Below are 17,498 nucleotides of genomic sequence, written 5' to 3' on the forward strand. Positions count from 1 at the left end.
TGACGCGTCGACCTGTGGACGGCCCCGACGGGATCCGCCCCTGATCAGCATCCTGTGCGGGTGCAGACGCGGACCCCCCTCGACACCATCGCCGGACGGGTGCGCGGGCGCCTGCGGGACGACGGGGCGAAGGCCGATCCCGCGGGCACGGCGGCGGTGGTGCGCGAGGAGGTCCGGCGGTTCGCGGAGCAGGCGCTCGGATCCGACTCCCGGCTCCTCGACGACGAGGCGGCCACCGAGCGGCAGGTGCTCGCGCGCATCACGGGCTTCGGCGCCCTGCAGCCGCTCCTCGACGACGACTCGATCGAGGAGATCTGGATCAACGCGCCCACGCGCGTCTTTGTGGCGCGGTCGGGCGTCCCCGAGCTGACGCCGCTCGTCCTCACCGACGCGGAGGTGCGCGACCTCGTCGAGCGGATGCTGCAGTCCTCGGGCCGTCGCGTGGACCTGTCGACCCCGTTCGTGGACGCGTCCCTGCCCGACGGATCCCGCCTGCACGTGGTCATCCCGGACGTGACGCGGCGGCACTGGGCCGTCAACATCCGCAAGTTCTCGCGGCGGATCCGCGACCTCGACCACCTCGTGGCCCTGGGCAGCCTGCCGCTGCAGGCCGCCGAGTTCCTGCGCATGAGCGTGCGCGCCGGCCTCTCCATCGTCGTCAGCGGCGCGACGCACACGGGCAAGACCACGATGATCGACGCCCTCCTGTCCTCTGCCCGCGCGTCCGACCGCATCGTCACGGTCGAGGAGACGTTCGAGCTGGATCCGGCGGGCCGCGACGTCGTGGCCATGCAGTGCCGCCAGCCGAGCCTCGAGGGTTCGGGGGAGATCACGCTGCGGCGCCTCATCAAGGAGGCGCTGCGGATGCGGCCCGACCGGCTCGTGGTCGGCGAGGTCCGGGAGGCGGAGTGCCTCGACCTCCTCATCGCGCTCAACTCGGGCGTGCCGGGCATGTGCTCCATCCACGCGAACAGCGCGCGCGAGGCGCTCGTCAAGCTGTGCACCCTGCCGCTGCTGGCCGGCCGCAACATCGACTCCGCGTTCGTCGTGCCGACCGTCGCCACGTCGGTCGACCTGGTGGTGCACCTGGAGGTGCTGCCGTCCGGCGCCCGACGGGTGGTCGAGATCCTCGCCCCCGGCGGTCGTCACTCGGGGATGGTCATCGAGGCGAGCTCCGTGTTCGCGCTGGAGGACGGGATCCTCACCGCCACCGGCGGACAGCCCGCGCACCTCGGGAAGTTCCGCGCGGCGGGGCTCGATCCGCTGCGGATCCTGGTGGGAGCGCCGTGAGCGTCGCCCTCGGACTCGCGCTCGGCGCCGGCCTCCTCCTCCTGATCTCCCCGCGTCTGTGGCCGAGCACCCCCGACGGGTCGGCGCCCGGCCGCGGGCTGACCGCGTCCGTCCACGACCGGCTCACCCACGCCGGCCTCGACCGGGTCTCGGTCAGCTCCTTCCTCGCCGTCTCCGGGCTGGTGGGCCTCGCGGCCGGGGTCCTAGCCGAGGCGCTGCTCCGCGTGGACGGTGCCGCGCTCGCGGCCGCGGCCTTCGGGCTGCTTCTCCCGTGGGCCGTCGTGGGCGCGCGGTCCGCGTCACGCCGCCGGGCCCATCGGGAGGTGTGGCCCGACGTCGTCGACCACCTGGTGAGCGCCGTCCGCGCGGGCATGGGCCTGCCGGACGCGGTGGCGTCGCTCGCCGTCGCGGGTCCCGCCGTGCTGCGGCCCGCCTTCCAGGAGTTCGCGTCCGTGCACCGCACGACGGGCAGCTTCGCCATCGCGCTCGACGAGCTCAAGGACCGGCTGGCGGATCCGACGGCCGACCGCATCCTCGAGACGCTCCGGATGGCGCGCGAGGTGGGCGGCACGCAGCTGCCGGACGTGCTCCGCGGGCTGGCCCGGTTCCTCCGGGAGGAGGCCGCCATCCGGAGCGAGGCCGAGGCCCGGCAGTCGTGGGTCGTGAACGCGGCCAAGCTCGGCGTCGCGGCCCCGTGGATCATCCTGGCGCTGCTCTCCACCCGCTCGGAGGCGGTCGCCGCGTACGACACCCCGACGGGCACGGTCGTGATCGTCGTCGGGCTCGTCGTGTCCGCCGTCGCGTACCGGCTCATGCTCGCCCTCGGTCGGCTGCCGGAGGATCGGAGGTGGTTCGCGTGACGGCCGTCGAGTCCTGGGGCGCCGTCCTCGGCCTCGTCGCCGGCGTGGGCCTCTGGACGATGACGGGCGCGGTTCCCCGGTTCCGCCGCGCCCGCCTGCTGGACCGCGTCGCCCCGCACGTGCTGGACGTCTCGGAGGGCGCGCGTCGGCACCTCGCCCTCACGACGGTGCATCCGCTGCCCGTGCTCGGCACGCTCGGGGCGCCGGCCGTGATCCCGCTGCGGCGCGGCCTCGCGCGCGTGCTCGGCGGCACCGAGCGCATCGAACGCCTGCTCGGCCAGTCCGGGTCGACCGAGGACGTGGAGCGGCACCGGTCGCGCCAGCTCGTCGGCCTCGTCCTCGGGACCGCGCTGGGCATCGTGATCGCCGTCCTGGTGGGCGGCGCCGCCGTCGTGGCGGGAGGGCTGCCGCAGCCGCAGCTAGTCGCCGTGCCCGTGGTCGCGGCCGTCGCCGGGCTCGTCGCCTGCGACACCGCGCTCGAGGGGCGGGCGAAGCGTCGGATCGCCCGCATCCAGGCGGAGCTGCCCACCGTGCTGGAGTTCCTCGCGCTCAGCCTCGCCGCGGGGGAGGGCCTGCTCGACGCCCTCCGGCGCGTGGCCCGCGTGGGCTCCGGGGAGCTGGCGGGGGAGCTGGGGCGCGTGGTCGCCGACGTCGGCACGGGGATCCCCGTCACCCGCGCCTTCGACGAGCTCGCCCGACGCCTCGCGATGCCCGCCGTGTCCCGCCTCGTCGACCAGCTCGCCGGATCCCTCGAGCGCGGCACCCCGCTCGCCGAGGTCCTCCGCGCGCAGGCCCAGGACGCGCGCGAGGTCGCCAAGCGCGAGCTCCTCGAGAGCGCCGGCCGCAAGGAGGTGGGGATGCTCGTCCCGCTGGTCTTCCTCATCCTCCCGCTCACCATCGTCTTCGCCCTGTTCCCCGGCGTGTTCGTCCTGCAGCTCGGGCTGTAGGGCGGGCGCCGAGCACCCACCCCGATCCGACCGAGAGGCACGACATGACCGACGAACGAGGCGCACTGCGCTTGGATGCGACCCCCGGAGCACCGTGGGACGACGACCGCGGCGACGTGCCCGGCTGGGTGCTCATCACCCTGATGACGGCCGGGCTCGTCATCATCCTGTGGGGCGTCGCCGGGCCCCTGCTGCAGAACGTGTTCACGCAGGCCATCAACAGGGTCACGTCGTTCTGATGCGCGATGACCGCGGCTCGGCGCCCGCCGAGTTCGTCATGGTCGGCGCGCTCCTCGTCGTCCTCGCCCTGTCGGTGGTCCAGCTCGCGCTGGCGCTGCACGTGCGGACGACCGTGCTCGACGCGGCCGCCGAGGGAGCGCGCACGGCCGCGCTCGCCGGGGCCACCCGCGGCGACGGCGTCGAGCGCACGCGCGAGCTGATCACGACGGCCGTCGGGGCGCGCTATGCGGAGGACGTGACCGCGGGCACGGGCACCGTGCTCGGCCACGCGGTCGTGAGCGTGACCGTGCGGACGACGCTGCCCCTCATCGGCCTCCTGGGCGTCGACCGCGTGCTGGAGGTGACGGGCCATGCGGCCGTGGAACGCCTGGGCTGACGACCGCGGCTCGGCGGTGCTGGAGTTCATCACCGCGGGCGTCCTCCTCCTCGTCCCGCTCGTCTACCTCGTGCTCGCCATGTCCGCGATCCAGGGCGCGGCGCTCGGCACGGAGGGCGCGGCCCGGCAGGCGGCCCGCGTGTACGTGCGCGCGGACGACGACGCGTCCGGTCGGCGGGAGGCGCGGTCGGCCGTCGAGGTGGCGCTCGCCGACCAGGGGATCCCGCCCGACGGCATCGCCCTCGACATCACCTGCACGCCGGATCCGCGGAGCTGCCACGCGCCGCGGTCGCTCGTGCACGTCTCGGTGCGCGTCGCGGCCGAGCTGCCCCTCGCCCCACCCGTCGCCGGGCCGGACGCGCCGGGATCGGTCGCGGTCCACGGCGACGCCGACGAGCGCGTGTCCGTCTTCGCGCGAGGCGGACGGTGACCGGCGGCCGGTCGCGGCCCCGTCGCGATCGGGCGGGGATCGTCGACGTGGCCGCGGACGACGGCTCGATCCTGCCGCTCGTGATCGCCTCGTGCGCGCTCGGCCTCGCCGTGATCCTGATGGTCTCGGCGGCGTCCTCGCTCTACCTCGAACGCGTCCGGCTCTTCTCGCTGGCGGACGCGGCGGCGCTGGCGGGCGCCGAGTCCTTCGACGTGGACGGTGACGGCGGGGCGCCGATCGCGGTCGACGACGACGGCGTCGCGCTCCCGCCCCTCACGGACGACGGCGTCGCCTCCACGGTCACGGCGTTCCTCGCCGACGAGCCGACGGCGGGGATCCACGACCTCCACGTCGACGGCGCCACGACGCCGGACGGCCGCAGCGCGCGCGTGACCCTGTCCGCCACCTGGATCCCGCCGGTCGCCTCCCTGTTCGCCCCCGACGGCGTGCGCATCGACGTCACGAGCACCGCCCGCAGCGTGCTCGTGGGGCCGGGCGCGGCGCCGGTCGGTCCTGCGGGAGGCGGGTGAGCGGCGCCTCAGGCGGTCGGCCGCGGCTTGCGCGGCACGTACCGCGGCACGTACCGCACGAGGATCCCGGCCCCGATGAGCCCGAGCACCCCCATCGCGCCGCTGGCGACGGCGAGCGACGCGGCGGAGGTGAGCGCGGCGATGAGGAGCGGGGAGGCGGCGCTGCCGGCGTCGCCCGTGAAGCGCCAGGCGCCGAGGAAGGGGGCCGGGTCCTCGCGCGGGGCGAGGTCGGCGCCGAGGGTCATGAGGATCCCCGAGCCCACGCCGTTCGCGACCGACATGAACATGGCCACGCCGATGAACCACTGCACGCTCGTCGGCAGGTCCGGCGTCAGCGCGAGCACGAGGTAGCCGAGTCCGAGCCCGACCATCGACGGCACGGCGCTCCAGAGCCGGCCGAAGCGGTCCATGATCTGGCCGCTCGCGTAGAAGAGCGCGAAGTCCACGCCGCCCGCGATGCCGATGATGAGCGCCGTGTTCGCGTCGGAGATGCCGATGCTCACGGCCCACAGGGGGAGGAGCACGCCGCGGCCCGCGCGCATCGCGCCGATGAGGGCCGCGCCGGATCCGAGCTTCACCAGCACGCCCTTGAACCGCCACAGCGTCCGGGCGAGGCCCGCCGACTCGCGCCCCGCCGCCGCGGTGCCCGCCGATGCACCGACCGACTCGTCGTCCTGCGGCTCGCCGGCCGTCGCGGGAGCGGCGCTCTGCAGGTCGGCCGCGCGGTTGCGGCGGACGACGTCCATCGGGTCGGGCAGCACGAGCAGCGTCACGGCGGCGGCGAGGCACGCGACGATGTGGATCACGAACGCCGACTGCGACGCGCCCGTCAGGTGGATCACTCCGGCCGCCAGGAACGGCCCCACGAAGTACCCGGCCCGGAAGGTGCCGCCGAGCGTCGAGAGCGCGCGGGCGCGGTACGCCTGCGGCACGAAGCTCGTCATGAACGCGTGCCGGGCGAGCGCGAACACGGCCGTCGAGACGCCGATGAGGAAGACGCCCACGCCGAGCACGAGCGGGTTCGGCGCGAGGAGGCACAGCACCAGGCCGCCGATGGAGACGAAGGCCGCGCCGATCATGGCGGTCCGCTCGCCGATGCGGCTCACCACGGATCCGCTCGGGATGTCGCCCACCAGCTCGCCGAGCATGATCATGCCGCCGATGAACGCGGCGATAGCCAGCGAGGCGCCGAGGCTGCCGGCGACGATCGGGATGATGGGGATGATCGCCCCCTCGCCGATGGAGAAGAGGAGCGCGGGGAGCAGCGCCGGGAGCGCCACCGCGCGCAGGGAGAAGGGGGCATCCGGGGTCGACATCGTCCCCGAGCCTACGCGCGGGCGGTCCCTGCCCCGGACGTCGCCGACGGCCCTGGCGGTAGGCTGGGCGGCACCATGATCGACCAGGACTTCTCTTCGCGGATCACAGAATTGCGCGACACCTACTCCAACATCCGCTCGGTGATCGGCGTCGAGCGCCTGCAGCAGGAGGTCGAGGAGCTGAGCGCCCAGGCGGGCGAGCCGGACCTCTGGGACGACACCGAGAAGGCCCAGAAGGTCACGAGCGACCTGAGCCACCGCCAGGCCGACCTCAAGCGCATCGACGAGCTGCAGCGCCGCCTCGACGACCTCGACGTGCTCGTCGAGATGGCGAAGGACGACGAGGAGTCCGCCGAGGAGGCGGTCGTCGAGCTCGAGGGCATCACCAAGATCATGGACGAGCTCGAGGTGCAGACGCTCCTCAACGGCGAGTTCGACCCCCGGCCCGCGGTCGTCACGATCCGCGCGGGAGCCGGCGGCGTCGACGCGGCCGACTTCGCCGAGATGCTCATGCGCATGTACCTGCGCTGGGCCGAGCAGCACGACTACTCGGCCACCGTGCTCGACACCTCCTACGCGGAGGAGGCGGGCATCAAGTCGGCCACCTTCGAGATCGACGCGCCCTACGCGTTCGGCACGCTCTCCGTCGAGGCCGGCACGCACCGCCTTGTGCGCATGAGCCCGTTCAACTCGGCCGGCAAGCGCCAGACCTCGTTCGCCGCGGTCGAGGTCGTGCCCCTCATCGAGCAGACCGAGTCGATCGAGATCCCCGAGAACGACATGCGGGTGGACGTCTTCCGCTCGTCCGGCCCCGGCGGCCAGTCCGTCAACACGACCGACTCGGCGGTGCGCATCACCCACCTGCCCACCGGCATCGTCGTCACCTGCCAGAACGAGAAGAGCCAGATCCAGAACCGCGCCGCCGCCCTCCGGGTGCTGCAGTCGCGCCTGCTCCTCGTGCAGCGCGAGCAGGAGGCGGCCACCAAGAAGGAGCTCGCCGGCAACATCACGGCGAGTTGGGGCGACCAGATGCGCAGCTACGTGCTCGCGCCTTACCAGATGGTGAAGGACCTCCGCACGGAGCACGAGGTCAACAACCCGTCCAACGTGTTCGACGGCGACCTCGACGGCTTCATCTCCGCGGGGATCCGCTGGCGGAAGTCGCCCGACCGCGCCTGAGAGAGTCCGGGGGACCGTCGGCCGCGGTGAGTCGATGCGGCGAAAGGCCCCTCCCGTGCCTAGGGTCGTACCGACATGATCAGGTTCGACCACGTATCCAAGGTGTATCCCGGCAACCCCCGACCGGCGCTGAGCTCCGTCGACCTCGAGATCCTCCGCGGGGAGTTCGTCTTCCTCGTCGGCGCATCCGGGTCCGGCAAGTCCAGCTTCCTGCGTCTCGTGCTCAAGGAGGATCGGCCCACGCAGGGCACGATCCACGTCCTGGGCCAGCAGCTGAACCAGCTGTCGAGCCGCAAGGTCCCCTACTACCGGCGCAGCCTGGGGGTGGTGTTCCAGGACTTCCGGCTGCTCCCGAACAAGTCGGTCTTCGACAACGTCGCCTTCACGCTCCAGGTGATCGGCAAGTCGCGCGGCTTCATCCAGGAGGCCGTCCCGGACGTGCTCGCCATGGTGGGCCTCCAGGGCAAGGAGCAGCGCCTGCCGCACGAGCTCTCGGGCGGCGAGCAGCAGCGCGTGGCCATCGCCCGCGCCGTGGTCAACAAGCCCGCCGTGCTCCTCGCCGACGAGCCCACGGGCAACCTGGACCCGCTGACGAGCGCCGGCATCATGCAGGTGCTCGAGCGGATCAACGCCAACGGCACCACGGTGATCATGGCCACCCACGACTCCGGCATCGTCGACCAGATGCAGAAGCGCGTCATCGAGCTGATCGGCGGCGAGGTCGTCCGCGACGAGGCCGGCGGCCAGTACCAGACCTCCGCCATCGACCTGCCGCGCACGGCCGAGAACCCGGTGGGCGTGAACCCCGAGCACCCGCCCGTGGCCGCGCCGACGCCCGTGTTCGTCCCGGCCGCCCCGCTCCCCGCGCCCCCGCGCCCGACCGCCCCCGCGGAGCCCGCCACCGGCGCCGAGCGTCGCGAGCAGGCGAAGCGCGACAAGCAGCGGCGCGCCGACGAGAAGGCGCGCGCCAAGGAGGAGGCGACCCGCGAGGCCGCTGCCGCCAAGGCCGCGAAGAAGGCGCCGCGGAAGCCCGCGAGGGACGCGGCCGCTCCTGCCGCAGCCGCGACGGCCGCCGCTCCGAGCGCACCCGCGACGGATGCCGCGCCGATCGTGCCCGCGACCTCGCCCGCCCGCGACGCCGAGCCCGACCGCGGGGCAGAGCCCGCCCGGGCGACCCCGCCGGACCGCGCCGCCGGATCCCGCCCGGACGCCCCGGCCTACGCCCCGTCGGCGTTCGCCGAGGCCGCGCGCGTGGATCCCGTCCCCGAGCGTGAGGTCGAGCGCGAGCGTCCGGCCCCGGCCGGGGAGGAGCGCCGCGAGCCCGCCTCCGCGCGCCCCGAGCCGACCCCGCCCGAGCCCGTCCGTCCCGAGCGACCCGTCGAGCCGACGCCGTCCCGCGCCGTGCCCGTCGTCCGCGACGACGCGCCGCCCGTCGACGACGCCCCGCCCGCTCCGCCCGCTCCGCCCGCTCCGCCCGCTCCGCGGCCGACCAGCAGACGCAACGGCGGGGGAGCGGCCCCCGCGGCCCCGAGCACCGGATCCATCCGTCGGCTCCCCGAGGGCACCGGCGTCATCCGCCTGCCCGACCTGTCCGACGGCGAGGGCGGATCCGCGCCCGCCGACGGACGCGACGACGCCGAGCTCGCCGAGCTCGGCCTGGCCGAGAAGCTGGGCCTCCGCGCCCGAGGCGAGTCGCCGGACGACACCGGCGCACAGGATGTGGGGCCCACGCGATGAGACTCGGACTCGTCCTCTCCGAGGTCGGCCACGGCCTCCGTCGGAACGTCAGCATGGTCGTATCGGTCGTGCTCGTCACCTTCATCTCGCTCACGTTCGTGGGCGCGGCCGTGCTGCTGCAGATGCAGATCGGCCAGATGAAGAACTACTGGTACGACCGCGCCCAGGTCGCGATCGACTTCTGCACCGACACCTCGGTGCCGAGCGAGACCTGCGTGAACGGCAAGGCCACCCAGGAGCAGATCGACGCCGTCAAGCAGCAGCTCGACAGCGACACCCTCGCCCCGTTCATCGACAAGTACTACTTCGAGGACCAGGACACCGCGTACAAGAACTTCCAGGAGCAGTTCAAGGGCGATCCCGTCACGGAGCTCGTGCAGCCGGAGTTCCTCAACGAGGCGTTCTGGGTGAACCTCAAGGATCCGTCGAAGTCCGACATCCTGAGCGACAGCCTCTCCGGGCTCGCCGGCGTCGAGAACGTAACCGACCAACGGCAGTACCTCGACCAGATCTTCTCGATCCTCAACGCCGCCAGCCTCACCGCCGTGGGGATCGCCGGGCTCATGCTCGTGGCCGCCGCCCTGCTGATCGCCACCACGATCCGCCTGTCCGCGTTCTCGCGGAGACGGGAGCTGGGCATCATGAGGCTGGTCGGGGCGTCGAACCGCTTCATCCAGACCCCGTTCATCCTCGAGGGCGTGTTCGCGGCGCTCATCGGGTCGGTGCTTGCCAGCGCGGCCACGGTGGCGCTCGTCAAGTTCTTCGTCCAGGGGTTCCTGAGCACCCGGCTCACGTCGATATCCCTGGTCAACATGGACGACGCGCTGCTCGTGGTGCCAATCCTGCTGGGGGTGGGCGTCGTGCTCGCGGCGGTCTCCGCGAACTTCGCGATCAGCCGCTATCTGCGGATCTGATCCTCCGGTAGGCTGATGGGCTGCCCGGATCCGGGCGCATCCACCTGAACCATCGAGGAGTCCACCGTGCCCAGGGAACGTGGCGAGAAGGTGGTGGCGACGAACCGCAAGGCGCGCCACGACTACACCATTGAGTCGACCTACGAGGCCGGCCTCGTGCTCACGGGCACCGAGGTCAAGTCGCTCCGCCAGGGGCGGGCCTCGCTCGTGGACGGCTACGCGTTCGTCGACGCCGGCGAGGCCTGGCTCGACGCGGTGCACATCCCCGAGTACAACCAGGGCACCTGGAACAACCACCCGGTGCGCCGCAAGCGCAAGCTCCTCCTGCACAAGGAGCAGATCCTCAAGATCCACACGAAGGTCAAGGAGGGCGGCTACACGGTCGTCCCGCTCCAGCTCTACTTCGTCGACGGCCGTGCGAAGGTCGAGCTCGCCATCGCGAAGGGCAAGAAGGAGTACGACAAGCGCCAGACGCTCCGCGAGCGCCAGGACAAGCGCGAGGCGGACCGGGCGATCTCGTCGCACCGCCGCCTGGGCGAGTGATCCCGCTCCATCCGGTGGTGCGCCCGTCTCCGGTCGGGTAACATGGACCGCTGGTCGCGCAAGGTGCGATCGGTGATTGACAACTCGACAGCGTGGAACATGCGACCCGGCTCGGGCGCCTCTCGAGGCGGTCTGCCGTTCATGGGGATGATCGGTTTCGACATTGCCTGAATGACTGCGAGAAGCGGGTCGAGGATGCAGGGCTATCTCGTAAACGCTCTCTGCAAAATACAACTGCCAATAACAAGCAGTCGTCCTTCGCTCTCGCTGCCTAAGCGAGCGCACTAACAGGACCGTCGACCCGGTGATGCTCTCTATCCGGTAAGTCGGCGTCAGATCAGGGAGCTCGCTGCGCGGTCGTGCCTCAGGGCCGCGCGGGACTCGAACTGAGGCTGGGCCCGTCGGATCAGATGCCAGGAGCAGGTTCCGGGGCCGAGCAGGACGCCTTTCCTGGATACACCCGTAGAAGGCGCAGGATTACAGCAGTGGACCGGGGTTCGATTCCCCGCATCTCCACCATCGCGTCGCATGCTCCACGCTCGTCGAGGGTCCGGATCCGTCCGGACAGACGAAGGCCCCGTCCATCGGACGGGGCCTTGCGTCTGTCTGGGGTTCAGCCGACCGGCTTGCGCGGCGCCGTCGGAACGGGTGCGCCGGGATCCGAAGTCGCGAGGGCGGGAGCCGTGGTCTCCACCGCGGGCGAGCCGGTGCGGCCGCGGCGGCGACGCGCACGCCCGCCGGAGCGCCCGTACACGAGGTACATCGTGAGCCCCATGATGATCATGAGCAGCACCGTGTACACGAACGTGATGCTCATCGAGTCGAGGTTCGCCTCGCCTTCGGTGCTGGCCTTGATCGCGATGCCGAGCGGCTCGTACAGGGGCTGGTAGAGGAACACCGCTGCGTCGTAGTCGTCGAGCAGGCTGTTGAAGTTGAGCGCCGTGATGGCCGCAACCGTGGGGATCACGAGCGGCACCAGCACCCGCCGGAACGTCGTGAGCGACCTCGCGCCGAGGATCCGCGCCGCGTCCTCGAGCGACTGCGGCACGCTCGCGAACGCCGCCTTCAGCAGGCGCAGCGTGAACGGCACCTTGACGATGATGTAGGCCACCAGCAGCAGCCACGTCGTGCCCGTGAGCACCTGCCCGCCGATGAGCGGCTGCGGCCGGTCGAATGTCTGCAGCAGCGCGAGCGCGATGAGGATGGTCGGGAGGATCCACGGGATGTGCAGCAGGTACTCCAGCGTCGCGGTGACCCAGTTGCGGTTGCGCTGGATCAGGCGTGCGACGAACAGGAGGCCCGCCACGACGATCACGGCGGCCAGCGCGCTGTAGACGAGGCTCACGATGAAGGGCCGGAGCACGTCGGGGGAGCCGAGCACGGTCGCGTAGTTCCGCAGGGTTAACGAGTCCCACGTGATGGTGCCCGTCTGCACGCTCTTCGAGTCGAGGAACGAGAACAGCACGATGAGGATCACCGGCAGCGCGTAGACCACGAACAGCGCGTACGCGACGACGTGCACGACGCCGTTCACGACCGGGTTCCGGATGCGCTGCTTCTGCAGCGGGGTCGCAACCTTGGCGACCGAGAAGTACACGCCCGACTTCTCGACGCGGTTCATGATCGCCAGCAGCACGATGGTCGCGACGCCCAGCACGATCGCGAGCAGGGCCGCGAGGTCGCGGGAGCTCGTGCTCTTGGAGAACGTCACGATCATGGGCGCCACCGTCTGGAAGCCCGTGCCGCCGAGCACCAGCGGGGCGGTGAGCGCGCCGAGGCCGGTGAGGAACGTGAGCACGGTGACCGCGAAGATCATGGGCCGCAGCGCCGGCAGCACGATCCGGAAGAGGATGCGCCCGGTGCCCGCGCCCATGCTGCGTGCGGCCTCGATGGTCTGGTGGTCGATCGCCGCGAGCGACGAGCGGAGGAAGAGCATGTGGTTCGTCGTGGTCGCGAAGGTCATCACGATGACGACCGCGAAGTACCCCGAGAACCAGTCGGGGTCGAGGTCGGGGAACGCCCGCTGCGCGATCGCGGTCACGAACCCGTAGCGGCCGTAGATGAAGTTGTAGCCGGCCGCGAGCACGATGCCGCCGTAGATGAGCGTCGTAGCGTAGCCGAGCCACAGGACGCGGGATCCGCGCACCACGAAGTACTCGGTCACCAGCACGATGAATATGCCGACCACGTTGACCGTGATCGCGAGGGTCACCGCGAGCAGGAGGCTGTTGCCGACGCTCCGCATCGCCCGGTCGGAGCTCAGGAGCTTCTCGAGCGCCCGGCCGCTGAACGCGCCGTCGGGGAAGAATGTCGTGACGAGCAGGTTCGCGTTCGGGAACACCAGGAACGTGACGACGAACCAGAGCGCGGCGATGAGCACCACGACGCCGAGGGGCGAGCGCAGCAGGGCGCGGACGGGGGTGCGCACGGCTACGACCGGTACTGGAGGATCGCGGACGGGTCGATGCCCACGACGACCTCGGTGCCGGGAGCCAGCGGCGGCGCGCCCGTCTCGGCGACGAGCGCCTCGACGGCGTCGTCCCCGAGGTCGACCCGGTAGGTGCTGTACGAGCCGTGGTACTTGCGCTCGGCGACCACGCCGTCGATGCGCACGCGGCGCGGATCCGCGGGGGCGGCGTCGCGGGCGGCCAGCGACACGCGCTCGAGCCGCACGTACGCGCGGCCCGAGGCATCGAGGTCCGTCGCGCCGGCGTCACGGAGGCGCGCGACCGTCGAGGGGCCGAGCGCGTTGATCGCGCCGACGAACGTGGCGACGAACTCGGTGGCCGACCGGTCGTAGATGTCCTCCGGGGTGCCGACCTGCTCGATGCGCCCCGCGTCGAAGACCGCGATGCGGTCGCTCATGGTCAGCGCCTCCTCCTGGTCGTGCGTCACGTACACCGTCGTGATGCCGAGGCGCGACTGCAGGCCCTTCAGCTGGTCGCGCAGCTGCACGCGGAGCTTGGCGTCGAGGTTGGAGAGCGGCTCGTCGAGCAGGAGGATCCGCGGCTCGAGCACGAGCGCCCGCGCGATGGCGACGCGCTGCTGCTGCCCGCCGGAGAGCTCGGCCACGTCCTTGTCGAGCTGGGCCGCGCTCAGCTCGACCTGGTCGGCCATCGCGCGCACGAGGCGGTCGGTCTCGGCCTTGCCGGCCTTCCGTACCGTGAGGCCGAACGCGATGTTCTGCCGCACCGACATGCTCGGGAAGAGCGCGTAGTTCTGGAAGACCATGCCGACGCGGCGCTTCTCGCTGGGGAGGCGCGTGGCGACCTGGCCGTCGATCACGATCTCGCCGCGGCTGGGGTCCACGAAGCCGGCGAGCGTCCGCAGCGCGGTCGTCTTGCCGCAGCCGGACGGCCCGAGGAGGGTGAAGAACTCGCCCTCGTGGATCTCGAGGTCGAGCCCGGGGATCGCCACCTGGTCGCCGAAGCGCACCTCGACGTCGTCGAAGCGGATCATCAGGACAGGTACTCCAGCTCGGTCTTCTCGACCCAGTCGGCGATGTGCTCGCGCACGAAGCCGTAGTCGACGTCCTGCTTGTCGAGCGACTCGATGAGCTCCTTCACGGCCGGCAGCGCCTTCTCGCGCGCGGTCGTGTTGACGGGGTAGCTCGAGAACTGCTCCGCGAACGCGCCCTGGACGTCGGCGCTGCCGAACCAGTCGATGAACGCGCGGGCGCGCTCCTCCTTCTTCGTGCCGGCGATCTCCGCGATCTGCTCCGTGACGAACGGGACGCCGGCCTTCGCCGGGACGATCTCGGTGGTGGTGCCGTACTGCGCGTCGCGCGCCGCGATGCCGCTCGAGGCGAGCGTGCCGAACGCGACCTCGCCGCGGGAGAGGCGGGCGTAGAGGTCCGTGCCCTCGACGGCGGGGGATCCGTTCGCGAAGTAGTCCTTCACGACCTGCCAGCCCGCGTCGCTGATGCCGAGGTCGCCGTCCGGGTCCTCGTAGGGCGCGAGGAGTCCCGCGAGGATGAGCTGCGGGGTCGCATCGCCGAGTCGCGTGTTCACCTCGTACTTCCCCTCGTACTTCGACGAGTAGAGGTCGGTGACGTCCTTCGGCACGTCCCCGCCCGAGGTCTGCTTGGCGTCGTGCACGGTGACGATGGCCTGCTCCACGAGCGGCCAGTACGCGCCGTCGGCGGGATCGCCGGCGGCCTGGTCGACCTCGCCCGACCACGCGGGCGTGTAGGCGGTGATGGCGTCCTCCGCCTTGAGGTTCTCGAAGTACATGTTGTTGAGGCCGAACACCACGTCCCCGACGGGGTTGTTCTTCTCCGCGACGATGCGGTTCGCGAGGTCGGCGCCGCCGAGGCCCACGATCTGGATGTCGAAGCCGGCCTTCGCGGCCTCCGCCGTGACCCAGTCGCCGCGGCCGTCCCCGTTGGAGTTCGTGTAGACGATGAGGGTGTCGCCGGAGGCGGGGGAGACCGCCGGATCCGCGGTGCCGCTGTCGGCGGACGACCCGCATCCGCTGAGGGCGAGACCGGCCGCGACCACGGCGGCGAGCGAGGCGGGGAGACGGCGGGCGCGGTTCTTCATGGTGTCCTCTCGGGGTGAGCACGTCGGTGTGCTCGCGGGCGATCGCGCCGGACCGGCACGAAGTCCCCAGATTAGGAGCGGGATCCCCGGCGGCCCGCTCCGGCGGACGCTGTTGGCTCGCTGTTCAGCATAGGGACACGCCGGACGATTCCCCAGATGAGGAGCACGCTGGTCGGGGCACGTCGCCCGCGCTCACGGGAGCGGAATACCTAGCCCGTGTATGGGATTCGATACCTCATGACCGGACGCACCACCGCGGGCACCACCCCGACCTCCACCTCGACCGACGACCAGGAGCGGACCCGCTGGCAGGCCTTCTGGGTCTGCGTGGGCGTCGCGGCGCTCACGATCCTCGACCTCTCGAAGGTCAACGTCGGGCTCTCGTCGATCGAGGAGTCGCTCGGCGCCGGATCCACCGACCTGCAGCTCATCGTCGCCGGCTACGCGCTCGCCTTCGGCCTGGCCCTCGTGCCCGCCGGCCGCCTCGGCGACATCAAGAGCCGCCGGCTCATGTTCGTGGTCGGCCTCAGCGCGTTCACCATCGCGAGCCTGCTCTGCGCCATCGCGCCCGACGTGAAGACGCTCGTGGTCGCGCGGATCCTGCAGGGCGTCGCCGCCGGCATCCAGATGCCGCAGGTGCTCGGTCTCATCCAGCAGCTCTTCCAGGGGGAGGAGCGGGCGCGCGCCTTCGGCCTGTTCGGCGCCGTCGTCGGCATCTCCACGGCGTTCGGGCCGACGCTCGGCGGCCTGCTGATCCAGCTCGGCGGCCCGGACGACGGCTGGCGCCTGCTGTTCTGGATGAACATCCCGCTCGGCATCGTCGCCATCGCGTTCGCGCTCAAGCTGCTGCCGCGGACGCAGGCGAGGCCCCAGGCGAAGACGGGCCTCGACCCCGTCGGCGTCGTGCTCCTGGCGGTCGCCACGTTCTCGCTCATGCTGCCGTTCGTCCTCACGACGGGCGGGCCCGACGACGACCCGCTCCGGTGGATCTGGCTCGCCGGGGCCGTCGTCGCCGCGGCGCTCTTCGTCGCGTGGGAGCGGCGCTACGAGCGGTCGGGCAAGTCGCCCGTCGTGCACTTCGCGCTGTTCAAGCTCTCCTCGTACCGCAACGGGATCCTCATCGCCACCGCGTACTTCGCCGCGATCCCCGCGGTGTTCCTGCTCACGACGCTCTACCTCCAGCAGGGTCTCGGCCTCGCGCCCGTCTTCGCGGGCATGGTCAGCATCTCGTTCGCGCTGTCGTCGGCCGTCACCGCCTGGATCGGCGGGCGCCTCGTCTCGCGCCTCGGCCGGCAGCTGGTCGTGATCGGCCTCGCGATCGTCGCGGTGGGCATCACGCTGCTGCTCCTCGCCGCCGTGCTCACGCCGCAGGAGGCGACGCCGTGGGCGATGGCCGCGGCCATGCTCGTCGCGGGCGTCGGGGCGGGCTTCGTGATCTCGCCGAACCAGACGCTCACGCTGGCCGAGATCCCCGTGACCGAGGGCGGCGTCGCCGGATCCATGGCGCAGGTCGGCCAGCGCGTCGGCACCGCCGTGGGCGTCGCGGCCGCGTCGGCCACCTTCTTCAGCACGCTCTCCGCGGAGGCCACGGGCGGTGGCGACGCGAGCCTCGCCGTGTACCACGACGGGTTCCGCAACGGCTTCCTCGTGACGATCGCGCTGGTCGCGGTCGCCCTCACGCTGGGTCTGGTCGACCTCGGGCAGCGCCGCCACCGTCGGCAGCGGGCCGCGACCGCCTGAGCCTGCGGCTCGGGGCGCGGGCGATCCGGCTCGGATCAGCGCGCGACGACCGCCAGCACGGCGTCGTGGAGGCGCCCGTTGGTGGCAAGCGCGGATCCGTGCCACGGGCCCGCCTCGCCGTCGATCGACGTGAACCGCCCGCCCGCCTCCTCGATCACGGGGATGAGCGCGGCCATGTCGTAGGGCTTCAGGTCGTGCTCGCCCGCGATGTCGAGAAGGCCCTCCGCGAGCAGCATGTAGGCCCACATGTCGCCGAAGTCCCGCGAGCGCTTGACGCGGCCGGAGAGGTCGAGCAGCTCGTCGAGCCGGCCGGCGTCGCGCCAGCGCTGCACGCCGGCGACGCTCATCGAGGCGTCCTCGAGCCGGTCGACGTCTGAGACGCGGATCCGCCGCTCCTGCGAGGTGGGGGCCTGCCCGAGCGTGTCGTCCACGTACGCGCCGAGTCCGGTCGCGCCCCACCAGCGGCGGCCGAGCGCGGGCGCGCTCACGACGCCGACCACGGGGATGCCGTCGACCGCGAGTGCGATGAGGGTGCCCCAGACGGGCACGCCGCGGGCGAAGTTCGAGGTGCCGTCGATGGGATCGACGATCCACTGCCTCGACGACGAGCCGGACGTGCCGTACTCCTCGCCCAGCACGCTGTCGTGCGGACGGCTGTCGGCGATCCCGCCGCGGATGGCCCGCTCGACCGACGTGTCGGCGTCGGTGACCCAGCTGGAGTCGGCCTTCGTCTCGATGGCGAGGTCGGCCGAGCGGAAGCGGTCGAGCGAGATGGCGTCGGCCATGTCGGCCAGCTCCCGGGCGAGCCGCAGGTCGGACGACAGGGAGTGCAGGGGTTCGGAGGCCACGGGATCG

General features: G+C 72.0%; 17 protein-coding genes and 1 other RNA gene. 13 read left to right on the forward strand and 5 right to left on the reverse strand.

Annotation, left to right across the window (positions count from 1 at the left end; translation table 11 throughout):
* Window positions 1-54: 54 nt before the first annotated feature.
* The 7 genes from CMN_RS06225 to CMN_RS06255 are packed head-to-tail and all read left to right on the forward strand — an operon-like array spanning window position 55 to window position 4,673.
* A complete protein-coding gene (locus CMN_RS06225) occupies window positions 55-1,290 on the forward strand; it encodes a TadA family conjugal transfer-associated ATPase (protein ID WP_015489990.1) in 1,236 nt (411 codons plus the stop codon).
* Window positions 1,287-2,150, forward strand: coding sequence for a type II secretion system F family protein (locus CMN_RS06230; RefSeq protein WP_015489991.1), 864 nt, complete (start codon window positions 1,287-1,289; stop codon window positions 2,148-2,150). The genes CMN_RS06225 and CMN_RS06230 overlap by 4 nt, the downstream gene beginning before the upstream one ends.
* Entirely contained in the window at window positions 2,147-3,097 is a 951-nt protein-coding gene (locus tag CMN_RS06235; RefSeq protein WP_015489992.1) for a type II secretion system F family protein, read from the forward strand. The genes CMN_RS06230 and CMN_RS06235 overlap by 4 nt, the downstream gene beginning before the upstream one ends.
* Before the next feature lie 44 nt (window positions 3,098-3,141).
* A complete protein-coding gene (locus CMN_RS06240) occupies window positions 3,142-3,336 on the forward strand; it encodes a hypothetical protein (protein WP_015489993.1) in 195 nt (64 codons plus the stop codon).
* Window positions 3,336-3,713 carry a TadE/TadG family type IV pilus assembly protein gene (locus CMN_RS06245; protein ID WP_015489994.1) on the forward strand — a complete coding sequence of 126 codons (378 nt, stop codon included), beginning with the start codon at window positions 3,336-3,338 and terminating at the stop codon, window positions 3,711-3,713. Before CMN_RS06240 ends, CMN_RS06245 begins: the two co-directional genes overlap by 1 nt.
* Window positions 3,688-4,143: a hypothetical protein gene (locus CMN_RS06250; RefSeq protein WP_015489995.1), complete on the forward strand. Its 456-nt coding sequence runs from the start codon at window positions 3,688-3,690 to the stop codon at window positions 4,141-4,143. The genes CMN_RS06245 and CMN_RS06250 overlap by 26 nt, the downstream gene beginning before the upstream one ends.
* Before the next feature lie 47 nt (window positions 4,144-4,190).
* Window positions 4,191-4,673: a pilus assembly protein TadG-related protein gene (locus CMN_RS06255; protein ID WP_227077763.1), complete on the forward strand. Its 483-nt coding sequence runs from the start codon at window positions 4,191-4,193 to the stop codon at window positions 4,671-4,673.
* An 8-nt stretch (window positions 4,674-4,681) separates the two neighbouring features.
* On the opposite strand, the gene CMN_RS06260 is transcribed toward CMN_RS06255, so the two are convergent.
* Window positions 4,682-5,989, reverse strand: a complete 1,308-nt coding sequence (locus CMN_RS06260) for an MFS transporter (RefSeq protein WP_015489997.1) — start codon at window positions 5,987-5,989, stop codon at window positions 4,682-4,684.
* A 75-nt stretch (window positions 5,990-6,064) separates the two neighbouring features.
* On the opposite strand from CMN_RS06260, the gene prfB reads away from it, so the two are divergent.
* From prfB to ssrA, 5 genes are all read left to right on the forward strand, one after another.
* A complete protein-coding gene (gene prfB, locus CMN_RS06265) occupies window positions 6,065-7,168 on the forward strand; it encodes a peptide chain release factor 2 (protein WP_015489998.1) in 1,104 nt (367 codons plus the stop codon).
* Between the two features lie 75 nt (window positions 7,169-7,243).
* The gene (ftsE, locus tag CMN_RS15585; protein ID WP_015489999.1) at window positions 7,244-8,905 is read left to right on the forward strand and encodes a cell division ATP-binding protein FtsE; all 1,662 of its coding nucleotides are present in this window, start codon (window positions 7,244-7,246) and stop codon (window positions 8,903-8,905) included.
* Window positions 8,902-9,819 (forward strand): permease-like cell division protein FtsX, encoded by a 918-nt coding sequence (ftsX, locus tag CMN_RS06275; RefSeq protein ID WP_012037996.1) that lies wholly within the window; start codon window positions 8,902-8,904, stop codon window positions 9,817-9,819. Before ftsE ends, ftsX begins: the two co-directional genes overlap by 4 nt.
* A 66-nt stretch (window positions 9,820-9,885) precedes the next feature.
* On the forward strand, window positions 9,886-10,362 hold the full coding sequence (gene smpB, locus CMN_RS06280) for an SsrA-binding protein SmpB (RefSeq protein WP_015490000.1): 477 nt from the start codon (window positions 9,886-9,888) through the stop codon (window positions 10,360-10,362).
* Between the two features lie 143 nt (window positions 10,363-10,505).
* Window positions 10,506-10,881: a transfer-messenger RNA gene (gene ssrA, locus CMN_RS14790) on the forward strand.
* Window positions 10,882-10,975: 94 nt separating this feature from the next.
* Here ssrA and CMN_RS06285 read toward each other — a convergent pair.
* The 3 genes from CMN_RS06285 to CMN_RS06295 are packed head-to-tail and all read right to left on the reverse strand — an operon-like array spanning window position 10,976 to window position 14,903.
* Window positions 10,976-12,790: an ABC transporter permease gene (locus tag CMN_RS06285; protein ID WP_015490001.1), complete on the reverse strand. Its 1,815-nt coding sequence runs from the start codon at window positions 12,788-12,790 to the stop codon at window positions 10,976-10,978.
* Window positions 12,791-12,792: 2 nt separating this feature from the next.
* Window positions 12,793-13,821: an ABC transporter ATP-binding protein gene (locus CMN_RS06290; RefSeq protein ID WP_015490002.1), complete on the reverse strand. Its 1,029-nt coding sequence runs from the start codon at window positions 13,819-13,821 to the stop codon at window positions 12,793-12,795.
* Complete coding sequence (locus tag CMN_RS06295) at window positions 13,821-14,903, reverse strand: extracellular solute-binding protein (protein ID WP_015490003.1); 1,083 nt, start codon at window positions 14,901-14,903, stop codon at window positions 13,821-13,823. Before CMN_RS06295 ends, CMN_RS06290 begins: the two co-directional genes overlap by 1 nt.
* Before the next feature lie 237 nt (window positions 14,904-15,140).
* On the opposite strand from CMN_RS06295, the gene CMN_RS06300 reads away from it, so the two are divergent.
* Window positions 15,141-16,643, forward strand: coding sequence for an MFS transporter (locus CMN_RS06300; protein ID WP_015490004.1), 1,503 nt, complete (start codon window positions 15,141-15,143; stop codon window positions 16,641-16,643).
* 35 nt (window positions 16,644-16,678) lie between these two features.
* On the opposite strand, the gene CMN_RS06305 is transcribed toward CMN_RS06300, so the two are convergent.
* Window positions 16,679-17,491, reverse strand: coding sequence for an inositol monophosphatase family protein (locus CMN_RS06305; RefSeq protein WP_015490005.1), 813 nt, complete (start codon window positions 17,489-17,491; stop codon window positions 16,679-16,681).
* Window positions 17,492-17,498 lie beyond the last annotated feature (7 nt).

The sequence above is a fragment of the Clavibacter nebraskensis NCPPB 2581 genome, from assembly GCF_000355695.1.
Lineage (GTDB): Bacteria > Actinomycetota > Actinomycetes > Actinomycetales > Microbacteriaceae > Clavibacter > Clavibacter nebraskensis.

Coding starts and splice junctions, on each gene's coding strand:
- CMN_RS06240 (WP_015489993.1), top strand. CDS start 3,142: ATGACCGACGAACGAGGCGCACTGCGCTTGGATGCGACCCCCGGAGCA.
- CMN_RS06245 (WP_015489994.1), top strand. CDS start 3,336: ATGCGCGATGACCGCGGCTCGGCGCCCGCCGAGTTCGTCATGGTCGGC.
- CMN_RS06250 (WP_015489995.1), top strand. CDS start 3,688: ATGCGGCCGTGGAACGCCTGGGCTGACGACCGCGGCTCGGCGGTGCTG.
- CMN_RS06260 (WP_015489997.1), bottom strand. CDS start 5,989: ATGTCGACCCCGGATGCCCCCTTCTCCCTGCGCGCGGTGGCGCTCCCG.
- prfB (WP_015489998.1), top strand. CDS start 6,065: ATGATCGACCAGGACTTCTCTTCGCGGATCACAGAATTGCGCGACACC.
- ftsE (WP_015489999.1), top strand. CDS start 7,244: ATGATCAGGTTCGACCACGTATCCAAGGTGTATCCCGGCAACCCCCGA.
- ftsX (WP_012037996.1), top strand. CDS start 8,902: ATGAGACTCGGACTCGTCCTCTCCGAGGTCGGCCACGGCCTCCGTCGG.
- CMN_RS06290 (WP_015490002.1), bottom strand. CDS start 13,821: ATGATCCGCTTCGACGACGTCGAGGTGCGCTTCGGCGACCAGGTGGCG.
- CMN_RS06295 (WP_015490003.1), bottom strand. CDS start 14,903: ATGAAGAACCGCGCCCGCCGTCTCCCCGCCTCGCTCGCCGCCGTGGTC.
- CMN_RS06300 (WP_015490004.1), top strand. CDS start 15,141: ATGACCGGACGCACCACCGCGGGCACCACCCCGACCTCCACCTCGACC.